This window comes from Micromonospora palomenae (genome assembly GCF_007829925.1).
Classification (GTDB): Bacteria; Actinomycetota; Actinomycetes; order Mycobacteriales; family Micromonosporaceae; genus Micromonospora; species Micromonospora purpureochromogenes.
Genome location: NZ_VIXA01000001.1, coordinates 2383274 through 2397612 on the forward strand (window position 1 = coordinate 2383274; position 14339 = coordinate 2397612).

Below are 14339 nucleotides of genomic sequence, written 5' to 3' on the forward strand. Positions count from 1 at the left end.
ACGGGCGCGACAACGGCCGGTCGGGAAGACGAGCTGCGAGGTGGCCATGACGGCGAACAAGGGACCGAGGCGAGGCGCGGGGCGGGGGCCGGAGTCCGCCGCCCCCTGGGGCACCACGGACGGCTTCGACGCGGACCCGCCCTGGGGCGCGGGCGAGCACGACCCGATGGACGAGGGCAGCGAGGAGACCGCCGTGCCGGAGGGCCGGCGGGGTGAGCGCCGCGCGGGCGCGCCGAGCGGGCCGTCCGGGCGGGAGGGCCGGCACGGCTTCGGTTCGGTGGAGCCGACCCGCTACACGGACGCGGGGCCGGGCGCCCCGCCCGACCCGGCGCCGTCGGCACGCACCTTCCCCGACGACACGGCCGGCGGGGACCTGCCGGACAACGCGCTGGAGGAGGCCACCGGGATGCACCCGGAAGGGGTCACCCGGGACTGACGGTGGTGTGGCGGGCCGGGCTGGGGCAGGACGACTCGCGCCCCGACCCCGGCCCCGGTCGCACGGTAAGTGCACCGACCACTTGCAACGGCGGGGCCGGCCACGGAGATCCGTGGCCGGCCCCGCCGGCGTCCGTCCGGGACCGGGCCCGCCGGTCAGGAGCCGGTGCCGTCCTCCTCACCGGCCGGTGGCGGCGGCGGCTCGGCGACCGGCCGGCCGGTCTCGTCCACCAGTCCCGGCGCCATGCTGCCACCGTGCGCCTCCTCCGCCTCGCGAACCCGGCGGGCCTCGGCGTCGTCCGGCACGCCCGGCTGTTGTTCCTGCGTCATCGCGGCACCTTTCTGTCGTTGCCGGCGCGGTACCCGTGCCCCGGGACGACAAACCGCCTCACACCCCGGCGCGCTCCGGCGCGGGGGTCACGCCGAGCAGCTCGGCCAGCCGGCCGGCGTCGCGCTGGGCCTGCCCCTCGCAGCAGTTGTTGAACAACACGTGCAGCTCGCCGGCGCTCTCCGCCAGGTCGGTCAGCAGCTCCGCCCAGCGGCGCAGCTCGCCGTCGGAGTAGGCGTACCGGAACCGGTCCTCCTTGCTGCCGCCCTCCCAGTGGGCGCTGTGGCCGTGGAACCGGACCACCGCCGGCTCGGCCGTGGCGACCATGATCGGCGGCACCGAGGACGGATGGCCCTGGGGCATGTCCACGCAGACCATGCCGAGGTCGTTGTCGCGCAGGAAGGTCACCGTCTCGGCGGCGGCCGCGTCCTCGAACCAGGAGGCGTGCCGCAGCTCCACCGCCACCGGCCAGGGCCGGCAGCGCCCCGCCAGCTCCACGATCCGCCGCCGGGCGGCCTCGCCCCGGGTCAACCACGGCGGGAACTGCAACAGCACCGCGCCGAGCCGGTCGTCCGCCGCGAGCGGCTCCAGCGCCGCCCGGAACCGGCGCCACAGTTCCTCGTACGCCCGCTCGGGCAGCTCACGGCGGCGGATCCGGGTCGGGCCACCGGCCGGCCGCAGGTCCTTCGGCAGCATCGACACCGGCGTCGGGTGGCCGGTGAAGAGGCTGAACGCCTTGACGTCGAAGGTGAACCCGGGCGGGGTGGCCTCGACCCAGCCGGCGGTGGTCTCCGGCGCCGGGACCGCGTAGTACGAGGTGTCCACCTCGACCAGTCCGAAGTGGCGGGCGTAGAAGCCGAGCCGGTCGGCGGGGGTCTTCGCCGACCGTGGGTACCAGCCGGACCGCAGCAGCGTCTGGTCCGCCCAGGAGGACGTGCCGACCAAAATGTCACCCATGTAGTTCAGTGGACCGCCGGAGCGCCGGATCGGCAACCGCTGGCGTCGCGTGGCGGGCGCGGAACTGTCGGTGCACCGGCCTAGCCTGAGCCTCGACGACGTCGACGGAAGGTGCAGCGATGACCACTTCGGAGCGGGTTCTCACCGGCGAGCGGGCCGACCTGACCCAGACCCTCGGCCGGCACCGGGGGTTTCTGCGGCAGACGGTGCGCGGGCTGACCGACGAGCAGGCCGCGGCGCGCACCACGGTCAGTGAGCTCTGCCTCGGCGGGCTGATCAAGCACGTGGCGGTCATCGAGGATCGCTGGATGCGGTTCGCGGTCGGCGGCGCGGAGGCGATGCAGAGCGAGCCGCTGGACTGGGTGAACGGGTTCCGGATGGTCGAGGGCGAGACGCTCGCCGGCCTGCTCGACCACTACGCGCAGGTCGCCGCCCGCACCGACGAGCTGATCGCCACCCTCGACCTGGACGCCGCGCAGGCGCTGCCGGTGGCGCCCTGGTTCGAGCCGGGTGCGAGCTGGTCGGTGCGCCGGGTCCTGCTGCACCTCGTCGCGGAGACCTCGCAGCACGCCGGGCACGCCGACATCCTCCGCGAGGCGATCGACGGCACCAAGACGATGGGCTGATCCGCCCCGGGTCAGCGGGGTCGATCGAGGTCGCAGAGGTCGTCCCGGATCCCGCCGATCTCGCTGGCCTGCCCCTCCAGCGCAGCGGGCAGCGCAACACCCTCATTGTCACGCACCGTAAGGGTGCTGGCGCGTCGCGGTTGACCTGACGGGTGTCGCCGCGTGATCAGCGCCACCCTCCGGGCAGAGATGTGACGTCGGGGGGGTGCCCGGCGCTGAGGGACACGAGATGAACGCACATCGGATGGACCAGGAAACCGTCGAGCGGCTGCTCGTCGGTCCGGTCGTCGACCCGCACGACGGCCCGGAGCCGCTCGTCCGGCTGCTGACGGCGGTGCGTGCCGCGCCGCACCCCGGCGAGCTGCGCGGGGAGAGCGCCGCGATGCACGCGTTCCGCAGCGCCCGCGCCGGGGCTCCGCTGCCGGCTCCGTCACCCGCCCGCTCATTCTCCCTGGCCCGACTGGCCGGGCTGAAGGTCGCGCTCGCCGGCCTGGCCGTGGCCGCCACCGGGGGCGTCGCCTTCGCCGCCGCCACCGGCACGTTGCCCGGACCGCTGCACCGCGACGCGCCGGTCACCCCGCCGTCCGCCGTGCCGCAGTCCACCCCGCCCACCACCGCCGGGCCCGGCGGGTCCGCCGCTCCGTCCAGCGTGAAGCCGGAGCCGAGCAGGCCGATGCCACCCGCGTCGATCCTCGGACTGTGCCGCTCCTACCGCGCCGCGGCCGGGGACAACCCCGGCCGAGCCCTGGACAACCCGGCCTTCGCCGACCTCATCAACAGGGCCGGTGGCCGGGACGAGGTGGCCGGCTACTGCGAGCGCGTGGTCCGCGACAGCGGGGCCCCGACACCTCCCTCCGCACCCCCCTCGGCCGACCACCCGACGCCAGCCGAACGGCCGACCGGCCGGCCCTCACAGGCGCCCTCCACCGCGGGCGGCAAGCCGGACGCCCCCGCCCGGACCGTCCCGTCCCGCCCGACCCACTGACCATCGCCGGCCAGCCGGCTCCGCCGGCTGGTGATCGGCGGGGCTGATAGCTTGCGCCGATGAGTCTGCGGCGTCGACGCGTGCCGGTGGCCTTCCGCCTGGCGATCGTCATCAGCGTGCTGGCCGGGATCGTGCTCACCGCGCTCGGTCCGGCCACGGTCACCGGCCTCCTGCCGTACTTCACCATCCAGAGCAACGTCGCGGTCGGACTCTTCGCCGGCCACGCGGGTTGGCGGGCCTGGCGGGCCCGGCCCGAGCCGCCGTCGGCGCTCAAGGGCGCGGTCACCCTCTACATCACCATCACCGGGGTGGTCTACCACCTGGTCCTGGCCAACCCGGCCAGCCCCTTCGCGATGCCCCAGCCGGACCGCGCGCTCGGCGAGGCGCTGGGCAACCAGTTCCTGCACACCGTCGTGCCGCTGCTCGCGATCGCCGACTGGGCGCTGTTCGACCAGCGCGGCCGGCTACGGCTGCGCTACGCCGCCTGGTGGCTGGCCTTCCCGCTGGCGTACCTGGGTTTCGCGCTGGTGCGCGGGCTCGTCGTGCACCGGTACCCGTACCCGTTCATCGACGCCGGACAGCTCGGCTACGCCGGGGTGTCGGTCAGCGCGGTCTTCTTCGCCTTCGCGTTCTGGCTGCTCGGCCTGCTCTTCGTCGGCGTCGACCGCGGACTGTCCCGCCGGGTCGCCGCCCGGCCGGCCGACGCCCCGGCGCCCGCCGTTCCCGCGCCGGGTCCGGCCCCCGACGACGCCGCGACGGAGACACCCGCCGCCCAGCGGTGACCGCACCGCGGCCACGGTCGAAGGCGCGACGCGGTCGCGGTCAGCGCAGCCGGGAAGGCCTCCCGTCCGCGCGCACCGAGCGGTCCCGGCCGTACGCGTCGGCGTGGCCCCAGCGTCCGGGGACGTCCAGCAGCTCCAGCCGGCCGAAGCCCTGCGGCACGGCCGGGGTGACCAGCAGTTCGTCCCCGCAGGGCCGCAGCCCGAGGATGGTGCCCAGCAGCATCAGCAGCGCCCCGGAGGCCCAGGACTGCGGGCGGCCCGCCATCGGCAACTGGACGGGATACCGGGTGCTCTCACGTGGGTAGCCGGCGATCACCTCGGGCACCGGACCGCCGAGCAGTTCCGCGACCGCGAGGATGCCGGCCGCGACCCGGGCCGCCTCGTCGTCGTGGTGGTAGCGGCGCAGGCCGGCGGCGATCAGCGAGTTGTCCGACGGCCAGACCGCGCCGACGTGCGCCCCCACCGGGTTGTATGGCAGCTGCCCCTCGGCCAGCGTCCGCACGCCCCACCCGGTGAACATCTCCGGCCCGAGCAGGTGCTCCGCGACCTGCGCGGACCGCTCCTCCTCGACGATCCCGCTCCACAGCAGGTGGCCGATGTTGGAGGTGAGCGTCTCCACCGGGGTGCCGTCCGGCTCCAACGCCAGCGCGTAGTGCCCGCGCCGGGGCAGCCAGAAGTCCCGGTTGAACCGCTCCTTGAGCGCCGCCGCCTCCCGCTCCAGCCGGTGGGCGTACGCCGGGTCGCCCCAGAACTCCCGCGCCAGCCGGGCGCCCCGCAGCTTCGCGTCGTACGCGTACCCCTGGAGTTCGCAGGTCGCCCGCGGGTGGCCGGGCTCGCGGCCGTCGCGGTGCACGATCGCGTCGGGCGAGTTCTTCCAGGTCTGGTTGACCAGCCCGTTGCGCGAGCGCCGCTGGTAGCGCAGGTAGCCGTCGCCGGTCAGATTCCCGTACTCGTCGATCCAGTCCAGGGCCATCCGCGCCGGGTGCTGCAGCTCCCGGACCAGCGCGGCGTCGCCGGACCAGCGCTCGTACTCGTCGAGCAGGACGACGAAGAGCGGCGTGGTGTCGGCAGCACCGTAGTAGAGCGCGGTCGGCTCCTCGCCGAAGCCGGCGGACTCGCCGTAGCGCAGCTCGCCGAGAATCTTGCCGGGCTCCTCGTCGTGGTGGTCGTCGAGTCGCCCGCCCTGGAGCAGAGCCAGCAGCCGCAGGGTGGCCGGGGCCAGTTCGGGGGTGAACGGCAGCGTCTGCAGGCAGGTGATCATGGCGTCCCGGCCGTAGAGCGCCATCGCCCACGGCAGGCCGCCCACCGGCACCCGCGCGGGGTAGGACAGCGGTGTGTAGCGCAGCGCGGCCAGGTCGGTCAACGCGCCCTCGTAGACGTCCGTCAGCACGTCACGCTCGGCCACCAGCCGCGGTGCCCGATCCAGCCAGTCCCGCAGGTCATGACGCATGTCGTGGTCGACCCGCTGCCGGTGCGTCTCCAGGCTGGCCCGCACGTCCCGGCCGCCTTCGCCGCGGGCGATCATGTTGACGTGCAGGTCGGTCACCCACCGCCCGTTCGGGGGCACGGTGATCCGGTAGGTGATGCCACGCTGGTCGACGTGGCCCGGGGCGGTCGTGGAGACCGCCGCCTCCCGGCAGAACCGGTCCCGCTCGTACCGCAGCCGGAGCACGCCCTCGTTCGGGAAGGCGGTCGCGGTCGTCCGGCGGGGCCGGGGGCTGCGGATCTCCGAGGTGTCGGCGAAGTCGGCGCCGATGTCCATCCGGACGACGAACTCAGCCGGGCCGGTGGAGTGGTTGAGCACCGTGATCCGCTCGTTGAAGCTGTCGTCGATGGAGCGGTACCGGATGACCGAGACGTCCGCGTCGACGTAGTGGCTGGCCGTGCCGGGTACCAGGAAGAACTGGGTCTCGAAGTGGCTGATGTCGTCCCGGGACAGGGCGTCCAGCCGCTGACCGTCGACGGTGAGCACCCAGCGGGACAGGAACCGGGTGTCGAACGAGAAGAGCCCGACCGGCGCCCGCGGGTCGACCTCCATGTCGCCCTGGGCGTCGCTGGCCGCGAAGGCGTTGCCGGCGATGACGTGGACCCGTTCCTGTCTCACCGGCGCAGGCTCTCTCGGGCGACGTCGCGGGGGTGCCGGGCGTCGACCGGGCCCGGGAAGATCCGCCGCAAGGCCAGCAGCAGGCGCACCTCGCCCTGCACGGTCAGTTCGTTGCGCATCAGCGACTGCACCACCTCCGTCCGGCCGTCGACGAGCCGGTCGAAGACCTCCCGGTCGGCGCGCACCACCAGGTCGGCGTCGTCGGGCGAGCGGGTCACGTCGAGGGACTGGTCGTGCACGGTGAGGTACCAGTGCTCCGTGCTGCCCCCGTCGTGCAGGTCGAGCCGGATCGTGCCGGACAAGGTCTCGGGCAGTTGCGGGCGACGGCGCGACGTCAGCCGCTGCAGGAACTCCGCGCCCGACGTCGCCATGGCACCCCTCCCCGTCCGGTCCGCAGTCCGGTGAGCACGATGGCAGGCGTCAGGGTGAGGTCGCCTCACCCGAACCGGGTGAGCCGGCCCGGTCCCTCCCCTCGAAGCCTGGAACCCGGGGGTGCGCCGCCGGATCCGGGGTAGCAGGAGCGGGGGGAGGCGACGATGGGTGAGCTCGACGACCCCCGGGTGGGTCGGGTGCTCGCGGCACTGCTGGCCATGCAGCGGCAGTCGTGGGAGCAGGGGGTGACCGGCCACGCGTTGCTCGACCTCGGGTTCGAGCAGCAGGCGGTGCTGCTCGCCGACGCGGCGGTGACCCGCCAGCACCCGGACGGCCGGCTCGGCGACGTCTCCGGGGAGGACGGCGCGGTCAACGGCGCGGCCTGCGGGGAGGCGCTGCGGTACGCCGTCCGGGCGCACCCCGACGAGCGCTGGGCGGCGGCGCTGGACCGGCAGCTCGACTGGCTGCTGACCCGGGCGCCCCGGGCCGACGACGGCACCCTGTTCCACCTGCTCGGCAACCGGCAGGTCTGGGCGGACACGGTGTACATGGTGGTGCCGCTGCTCGCCCTCTGCGGGCATCCCGGACCGGCGGCGGCCCAGGTCGACGGTCACCGTCGCCGGCTGTACGACGAGCGCAGCGGGCTCTACGCGGCCCGCTGGGACTCCGACCGGGCCCGGCTGGACCACCCGCAGCACTGGGGCACCGGCAACAGCTGGGTGGTCGCCGGCATCGCCCGCGCGCTGCGGCTGCGGCCCGACTGGCCGACCGGGCAGCGCGAGGAGCTGTTCGGACACGCCCGGACGGTGCTCGACGCCTGCCTGACCCACCGCAGGCCGGACGGGCTCTTCCACGACGTGCTCGACGACCCCGGCAGCTTCGTCGAGGCCAACGTCGCGCAGATGCTGGCGTACGCGGCGCTGACCGGGGTCGCCGACGGCTGGCTGCCGGCCGCGTACCGGGACGTCGGGCGGGACCTGTTGGCCGCCGCGACCCGGCAGGTCGACCGGCACGGGTTGGTCCGGCCGGTCAGCGGCGCGCCGGACTTCACGCGCCCCGGCACCTCCCCGGAGGCGCAGGCGTTCCACCTGCTCGCGTACGCCGCCCTGCGCCGGGCCGGGTGACGGCGGCTCAGCCGGCGCGGAGCAGGCCCCGGACGTAGCCGGCCTGGCCGGCGTGCTGAAGGCCGTCGTCGGCCACACTGACCAGCCGCACCCCGAGGGTCACCGGCGGGTCCCACGCCTCGTCCACCACCCGGTCCAGGTCCGCCGGCCGCAGCCCGGCCAGGAACATCCGGGTACGCCCCGCGACCGCGTCGTAATAGTCGACCAGGGCGCGGGAGCTGTCCGGGCGTACCGAGGCGACCCGCTGCGGGGTGTGGCCGTAGCCGGTGTCGTTCGGGTCGGGGTCCAGCCCGAACCGGGCGGCCCAGTCACCGGAGGTCCAGACCTGCTCCGTGCCGAGCAGGTCGGCGACATGGTGGTCCTGGATCCGGGTCAGGTGCCAGACCAGCCAGCCGACCGGGTTGCCGCCGGGCGCCGGCGACCGGCGCAGCTCCGCCGGGCTCAGCCCGTCCACCGCCGCGCGCACCAGGTCGGGCAGCCGGTCGTAGATCTCGGTCAGCAGGTCGTTCACATCCACCGGAGCACTCCTTCGCGGGCCGCCGCCTCCCGTCGGGTACCGCCGGCCGGGGCCGGTAAACCCGGCATCTAGGGTGATCACGTGGTCGCGGCGCTGGAGCTGTATCTGGACACCGACGCCACCCGTCGTATCCGGGTGCTCTGGGACGCGCTGGAGGCCGAGGGCGTACAGAGCATGCGCTCGCTGCTGGAGCAGCGGCACCGGCCGCACGTGTCCCTCGCCGTGGCGCCCCGGCTCGACCCGGAGCGGGTGGCCGACGCGCTGCGCGGGACGGTGGTCGCCCCGCCGCTGCGGCTGGGTTTCGACCACGCCGGCCAGTTCGTCGGCCGGGTGCTCTGGCTCGGCGTCACCCCCACCGTCGAGCTGCTGGCCCAGCACGCCCTGGTGCACGAGCGGCTGACCCGGGCCGGGATCACCCTGTCCGAGCAGTACCGCCCGGGGCGCTGGGTGCCGCACTGCACGCTGTCCATGCGGGTGCCGAACGTGCTGATGGCCGCCGCCGTCCGACGGTGCCTGGAGATGCTGCCCCTGGAGGCGACGGTGGTCGCCGCCGCCGTCGCCGACCACGCCCGCAACATCTCCCACCCCCTCCCCTGACCCCCGCTCCCTCCCCCCAGGCGAGTTGCTCAAGAGGTTTGCGTCAGGATTCCGCCTCGGGAGGACGCAAACTTCTTGATCACCTGGCGGTGGCGGACCGGAGGACGGGGTGAGGTCCTGTTCCGGTCGTGCCGCGGGTCGTATGGTCGGACCGTGGCAACCTGGGACGATGTACGTCGGCTCGCGCTCGCCCTGCCGGAGACGACGGAGCGGCCGTCGTACGACGGCGCACCGGCCTGGCGGGTACGCGACAAGCCGTTCGTGTGGGAGCGACCGCTGCGCAAGGCGGACCACGAAGCCCTGGGCGACACCGCTCCCGACGGTCCGATCCTCGGCGCGCAGCTGCCCGACCTGGGCGCCAAGGAGGCACTGCTCGCCGACGACCCGGCGATCTACTTCACCACCCCGCACTTCGACGGCTACCCGGCGGTGCTGGTCCGGTTGGACCGGATCACCGTGCCGGAGCTGACCGAGCTGGTCCTGGACGCCTGGTACGCCCGCGCGCCGAAACGCCTCGCCGCGGCCCACCGCGCCGGCGAGGCGTAGGCACAAACTCCGGGAGCTGAAGGGCCCGGCTCAGCGGCGCCAGTCGCGGAAGACGAACCGGTGCACCGCCTTGAGCCCGATCCCGACCGCCAGGGCCCGGGCCCACCGGAACCGACCGCGCACCTCGACGCGGGTGCTGCGGGTGAGCCGGGTCGCCCGGCCGCCGGCCACCGGCGTCAGCTCGAAGGTGTCGCTCAACGCGCTGACGCACGAGCCGAACGGCAGGTCGGTACGCTCCATGTGGAACGCCAGCCGGGCCGGCGGCGACCACTCGGTGATCCGCTGGTACACCACGCCCCGATCGGAGACGCACTGCCGGGGCGCGCCCACCGCACCCGGCCCCGCCGGCAGGAAGCACTCGACCGGGGTGGGCGCGCCGAGTTGGAACACCGGGCAGCGGGGCGTCGAGGTGATCCGCGAGTCGCAGAGCAGCGGCCAGACCGCCTCCGGCGGCCGGCGTACCAGGGTGGTGGTCCGCACCAGCATCAGCGCCCACCCCCGACGGTGAGCGCAGCGGCGCCTGTCGTATCCATGCCAGTGACGCTAGAAACTGGCCGCCGCTGGGGCCTCCCCCGGCAGAGGGAACGCCCTCCCCCGGGCCGGCGCCCGTCGGGGCAAGGGGTCCGGACCGGGCCCGGGTTAGGGGCCGGTCGCGCCCTTCTAGGGGTACGCCCGGTCTGTTCCACCCGCGACGGAGGCGGCTTGACTGACCCTGCGCACCCGTCGGGTTCCACGGGGCACCTGCTCAGAGGCAGTGCGACACCGCGCTGCCCGATGGTCCCGCCCGACGCGGACAACGCTGACATCCGTCCCGCGGAGGGGGTTCGATCTCGTGGAATTCACTGTGGCAGCCGACCAGTGGGTCCGGCTGGAGCAACTGGAGGCGGCGGCCACGCACTCGGTGCCGGTCGGCCTCGACGACAAGGTCTGGCAGCGCGTCCAGACCTCCCGGGAGACGCTGCAGCGTTTCGTCGACGAGGGCCGGGTCATCTACGGCGTCAACACCAGCATGGGTGGCTTCGTCGACTGGCTGGTGCCGGTCACCATGGCCCAGCAGCTCCAGGAGAACCTGATCAACGCGGTGGCCACCAACGTCGGGCCGCACCTGGACGACCGGACGGTCCGGGCGATCATGCTCTCCCGGATCGTGTCGCTGGCCCGGGGCAACTCGGCGATCTCGCCGGCGAACCTGGAGAAGCTGATCGCCGTGTACAACGCGGGGATCATCCCGTGCGTACCGGAGAAGGGGTCGCTGGGCACCAGCGGGGACCTCGGCCCGCTCGCCGCGATCGCGCTGGCCTGCGTCGGCCAGTGGCGGGCCCGCTACCGGGGCGAGACCATGCCCGCCGCGGAGGCGCTGCGGCTGGCCGGCATCGCGCCGATGACGCTCAGCTTCAAGGAGGGGCTGGCGCTGATCAACGGCACCTCCGGCATGGTCGGCCTGGGCGGCCTGGTCTTCGCCCAGGCCAGCCGGCTGCTGGAGACGTACCTGACGGTCTCGGCGCTGTCCGTGGAGGGGCTGCGCGGGATGACCAAGCCGTTCGACCCGCGGGTGCACGAGCTGAAGCCGCACAAGGGTCAGCGCGAGATCGCCGCCCGGCTCTGGCGCACCCTGCAGGAGTCCACCCTGGCGGTCAACGAGCAGGAGACCGAGGCGGCGCTGGCCGCCGAGATGGACTCCTCGGCCAAGGCCGGCTCGCAGCCCATCGAGGACGCGTACTCGATCCGGTGCACGCCGCAGATCCTCGGTCCGGTGCTGGACAGCTTCCTGCGGATCGGCGAGACGCTGGAGGCCGAACTCAACTCGTCCAACGACAACCCGCTGGTGGTGCCGGACGAGAACGACGTCTTCCACAACGGGCACTTCCACGGCCAGTACGTGGCGATGGCGATGGACCACCTGGTCATCTCGCTGACCACCCTGACCAACCTGGCCAACCGGCGGATCGACCGGTTCCTCGACAAGAGCAACAGCAACGGGCTGCCGGCGTTCCTGTGCCGGGAGAACCCCGGCCTGCGGCTCGGCCTGATGGGCGGGCAGTTCATGACCGCCTCGCTGACCGCCGAGACGCGGGCCCTGGCGGTGCCGATGTCCGTGCAGTCGCTGACCAGCACCGGTGACTTCCAGGACATCGTCTCGTTCGGCTTCGTCGCCGCCCGGCGGGCCCGGGAGGTGCTCGCCAACGCCACCTACGTGGTCGCCTTCGAGCTGCTCTGCGCCGCCCAGGCGGTCGACATCCGGGGCAACGAGGGTCTCTCCCCGGTCACCCGCGAGCTCTACGAGCGGACCCGGGAACTGGTCCCCTACCTCGACCGGGACGTCACCATCACCGACTACGTCGAGGCGATCGCCACCCAGATCCTGGCCGCGCCGCCGGCGTACCGGTCGGAGGTCCTGCTGTGACCGGCCCCGCGCCCGACGGCGCTGATGCGGAGCCCGGCGGTGGGGCCACCGCCGTGGTCTTCCCCGGCATCAGCCCCAGTTCGTTCGCGCAGGTCGGGCGCTTCCTGCTGATCAACCCGGAGGCGCGCCGGCTCACCGCGGAGGCCGACGAGACGCTCGGCTGGTCGCTGGTGGACCGCTACCGGCAGGCCGAGGGCGGCTACTCGGAGAGCGAACGGGTCGCGTTCCTGGTGGTCTGCCTGGCGCTGGCGCACTGGGCGGAGGACGCGCTGGACGTCCGGCCCGACATCGTCGTCGGGCCGAGCTTCGGCGGCACGCCGGCCGCCGTCTACGCCGGGGCGCTCAGCTTCCCCGACGCGGTACGGCTCACCGTCGGCTGGAACCGGCACCTGGACGAGTACTTCGCCCACGCCCACAGCGACGTGGTCACCCAGTCCTTCGCCCGGACGCCCCGGGCCCGGCTGGCGGAGATCCTCGGCGAGTTGGACGAGGCCGGCGAGTGGTACGAGACGGCCTGCCACGTCGACGACGACTTCTGGATGCTCTCGGTGCGCCGGCACCGCCTGGAGTGGCTCCAGGCCGCCGTGCGGGCGCGCGGCGGCCTGCCGCTGTACACGATGAGCCCGCCGATGCACTCGGCCGCGTTCGCCCCGCTGCGGGCGACGGTGGAGCGGGAACTGGTGGCCGGGCTGCCGTTCACCGACCCGCGGCTGCCGATGGTCTCCGACCACGACGGCGCGGTGCTGACCCGGGGCGAGCAGGTGCGCCGGCTGCTGTTGGACGGGATCGTCCGGCAGGTGCGCTGGCCCGGGGCGCTGGAGACGCTGCGCGCCCACGGGGTGTCCCGGCTCTGCGTCTCCGGTCCGGACGGGCTGTGGGGCCGGGTGGACGCGGCACGGCGACCGTTCGACGTGCTGACCCTGACCCCGGCGCTCGCGCTGCGGCCCCGGCCGCGGCAGCGGACCCTGGTGGGATGATCCGGCGGCCTACCGGGCCGCGCGGGCCAGTTCGGCCAGCGCGGTCCGGTTCGCCTTGCCGTTGGCGGTCAGCGGCAGCTCGGTGAGGAAGTGGAACCGCGCCGGGACCATGTACGCCGGCATGGTGCGCCGGCACCGCTCCACCAGCTCGGCCGCGCCGACGGTGGCGCCCTGCCGGGGCACCACGAAGGCGTGCAGGCTCGGCTCGCCGTCGGCCGCCGGGGCCGCCACCGCCACCGCCGCACCGACCGTCGGGTGGTCCAGCAGCCGGCGTTCCACCTCGCCTAGCTCGATCCGGTTGCCCCGGATCTTCACCATCGAGTCGGTCCGGCCGCAGAAGTACAGCTCCCCGTCGGCCCCCCGGTACGCCAGGTCACCGGAGCGGTAGACGAGCTGCCCGGAGCGGGGCTCCAGCGGGTCGGGCACCAGCACCTGCCGGGTGGCCGCCGGGTCGTCCCAGTAGCCGCTGAACAGCGACGGGCAGCGGACGTGGATCTCGCCGACCGCGCCGGGCGCGTCGACCACGCTGCCGTCGGAGTCGACCAGCAGCAGCTCGGCCCCCGGGTAGCCGTCGCCGATGGAGAGCCGCTCGGCGTCGGCGGGGAGCGGGTCGGGCACCTCGGCGAAGGAGCAGGCCACCGTCTCGGTGGCGCCGAACGCGTTGACCACCCGCAGTCCCGGGTGCAGCTCGCGCAGCCGGCGCAGCTCGGCCAGCGGGAAGTTCTCGCCGGCGAAGAGGATGCCGCGCAGCCGGTCCAGGGCGGCCAGGTCGTCGGGCTCGTGGCGCAGCAACGGCCGCCACAGCGAGGGCACGCCGTGCACCACGGTCGCGCCGGCGTCGCGGAGGAAGCCGAGCAGCCGGCGCGGGAAGCTCAGGAACTCGCGGGGCACCGGCGCGAGGGTCGCCCCGCTGCCCAGCGTGACCCCGAGGTCGAAGAGCGAGACGTCGAAGGCCAGCGGCGAGGTGCTGGCCACCACGTCGTCGGCGGCCACCACCGGAAACCGCTGGGCGCCCCGGTAGAAGGCCAGCGCGGCGTGGTGGCTGAGCACCACACCCTTCGGCTGCCCGGTGGTGCCGGAGGTGAAGATCAGGTACGCCGGGTCGGTGCCCACCACCGCGCGGCGGCGGCGCTGCCGGGGCTTGCCGGCGGGGGCGACCAGCCCGTCCGGGCTGAACTCGGCGACCGCGGTGGTCGACGGCAGTTCCCGGGCCGGGCGGCCAGCGGGCCGGATGTGCAGCACCGGGTCGGTCGCCTCGACGATGGCGCGTACCCGCAGGTCCGGGGTGTCCGGGTCGACCGGCACGAACGCCGCGCCGAGCCGGGAGCAGGCGAGCAGCAGCGCGATGGCCGCGGCGGAGGTCTGCGACTCGATGACGACGCGGTCGCCGGTGCCGACGCCCGCCTCGGCCAGCGCGGCGGCCCGCGCGTCGACCGCGCGGGCCAGTTCGCCGTACGTGACCGTCACCAGCGCGCCGCCGGCCCGCTCGATCACCGCCGGCTTGTCCGGGGTGCGGGCGGCGGGGCCGAGTACGAACTGGTCCAGGGTGTCGGCGGGAAACCGCCCGACCGCGTCGGTCATCGGA

Annotated in this window: 16 protein-coding genes; 9 read left to right on the forward strand and 7 right to left on the reverse strand. The window is 74.3% G+C overall.

Annotated elements, in window-relative coordinates:
• Positions 1–46: 46 nt before the first annotated feature.
• Complete coding sequence (locus FHX75_RS10735; RefSeq protein ID WP_154938551.1) at positions 47–436, forward strand: hypothetical protein; 390 nt, start codon at positions 47–49, stop codon at positions 434–436.
• A 155-nt stretch (positions 437–591) separates the two neighbouring features.
• Here FHX75_RS10735 and FHX75_RS30695 read toward each other — a convergent pair whose 3' ends face one another.
• Both FHX75_RS30695 and FHX75_RS10740 read right to left on the reverse strand, forming a co-directional pair.
• Positions 592–765 (reverse strand): hypothetical protein, encoded by a 174-nt coding sequence (locus FHX75_RS30695; protein WP_170285332.1) that lies wholly within the window; start codon positions 763–765, stop codon positions 592–594.
• A gap of 58 nt (positions 766–823) precedes the next feature.
• Entirely contained in the window at positions 824–1720 is an 897-nt protein-coding gene (locus FHX75_RS10740; protein ID WP_154938552.1) for a DUF72 domain-containing protein, read from the reverse strand.
• A gap of 119 nt (positions 1721–1839) precedes the next feature.
• Between FHX75_RS10740 and FHX75_RS10745 the strand changes: the two genes are divergently transcribed.
• The 3 genes from FHX75_RS10745 (at position 1840) to FHX75_RS10755 (ending at position 4113) form a co-directional block, all read left to right on the forward strand.
• Entirely contained in the window at positions 1840–2346 is a 507-nt protein-coding gene (locus tag FHX75_RS10745) for a DinB family protein (protein WP_154938554.1), read from the forward strand.
• Between the two features lie 229 nt (positions 2347–2575).
• Positions 2576–3331, forward strand: coding sequence for a hypothetical protein (locus FHX75_RS10750; protein ID WP_154938556.1), 756 nt, complete (start codon positions 2576–2578; stop codon positions 3329–3331).
• 59 nt (positions 3332–3390) lie between these two features.
• Entirely contained in the window at positions 3391–4113 is a 723-nt protein-coding gene (locus FHX75_RS10755; protein ID WP_170285333.1) for a Pr6Pr family membrane protein, read from the forward strand.
• 40 nt (positions 4114–4153) lie between these two features.
• Here FHX75_RS10755 and FHX75_RS10760 read toward each other — a convergent pair whose 3' ends face one another.
• Positions 4154–6217, reverse strand: a complete 2064-nt coding sequence (locus FHX75_RS10760; protein WP_154938558.1) for an amylo-alpha-1,6-glucosidase — start codon at positions 6215–6217, stop codon at positions 4154–4156.
• Positions 6214–6588 (reverse strand): SCP2 sterol-binding domain-containing protein, encoded by a 375-nt coding sequence (locus tag FHX75_RS10765; protein WP_154938560.1) that lies wholly within the window; start codon positions 6586–6588, stop codon positions 6214–6216. The genes FHX75_RS10760 and FHX75_RS10765 overlap by 4 nt, the downstream gene beginning before the upstream one ends.
• Positions 6589–6753: 165 nt before the next feature.
• Between FHX75_RS10765 and FHX75_RS10770 the strand changes: the two genes are divergently transcribed.
• Positions 6754–7713 (forward strand): glycoside hydrolase family 88 protein, encoded by a 960-nt coding sequence (locus FHX75_RS10770; RefSeq protein WP_154938562.1) that lies wholly within the window; start codon positions 6754–6756, stop codon positions 7711–7713.
• A 7-nt stretch (positions 7714–7720) separates the two neighbouring features.
• On the opposite strand, the gene FHX75_RS10775 is transcribed toward FHX75_RS10770, so the two are convergent.
• The gene (locus tag FHX75_RS10775) at positions 7721–8230 is read right to left on the reverse strand and encodes a mycothiol transferase (RefSeq protein WP_154938564.1); all 510 of its coding nucleotides are present in this window, start codon (positions 8228–8230) and stop codon (positions 7721–7723) included.
• A gap of 81 nt (positions 8231–8311) precedes the next feature.
• Between FHX75_RS10775 and FHX75_RS10780 the strand changes: the two genes are divergently transcribed.
• Positions 8312–8827 (forward strand): 2'-5' RNA ligase family protein, encoded by a 516-nt coding sequence (locus FHX75_RS10780; RefSeq protein ID WP_154938566.1) that lies wholly within the window; start codon positions 8312–8314, stop codon positions 8825–8827.
• Between the two features lie 153 nt (positions 8828–8980).
• On the forward strand, positions 8981–9373 hold the full coding sequence (locus tag FHX75_RS10785) for an MmcQ/YjbR family DNA-binding protein (RefSeq protein WP_154938568.1): 393 nt from the start codon (positions 8981–8983) through the stop codon (positions 9371–9373).
• Positions 9374–9403: 30 nt separating this feature from the next.
• On the opposite strand, the gene FHX75_RS10790 is transcribed toward FHX75_RS10785, so the two are convergent.
• Positions 9404–9859, reverse strand: a complete 456-nt coding sequence (locus FHX75_RS10790; protein WP_154938570.1) for an SRPBCC family protein — start codon at positions 9857–9859, stop codon at positions 9404–9406.
• A 346-nt stretch (positions 9860–10205) separates the two neighbouring features.
• Between FHX75_RS10790 and FHX75_RS10795 the strand changes: the two genes are divergently transcribed.
• Both FHX75_RS10795 and FHX75_RS10800 read left to right on the forward strand, forming a co-directional pair.
• Positions 10206–11777 (forward strand): phenylalanine aminomutase (D-beta-phenylalanine forming), encoded by a 1572-nt coding sequence (locus FHX75_RS10795; protein WP_154938572.1) that lies wholly within the window; start codon positions 10206–10208, stop codon positions 11775–11777.
• On the forward strand, positions 11774–12754 hold the full coding sequence (locus tag FHX75_RS10800; RefSeq protein WP_211364381.1) for an ACP S-malonyltransferase: 981 nt from the start codon (positions 11774–11776) through the stop codon (positions 12752–12754). Before FHX75_RS10795 ends, FHX75_RS10800 begins: the two co-directional genes overlap by 4 nt.
• 9 nt (positions 12755–12763) lie before the next feature.
• On the opposite strand, the gene FHX75_RS10805 is transcribed toward FHX75_RS10800, so the two are convergent.
• A complete protein-coding gene (locus FHX75_RS10805) occupies positions 12764–14335 on the reverse strand; it encodes an amino acid adenylation domain-containing protein (protein WP_154938574.1) in 1572 nt (523 codons plus the stop codon).
• Positions 14336–14339 lie beyond the last annotated feature (4 nt).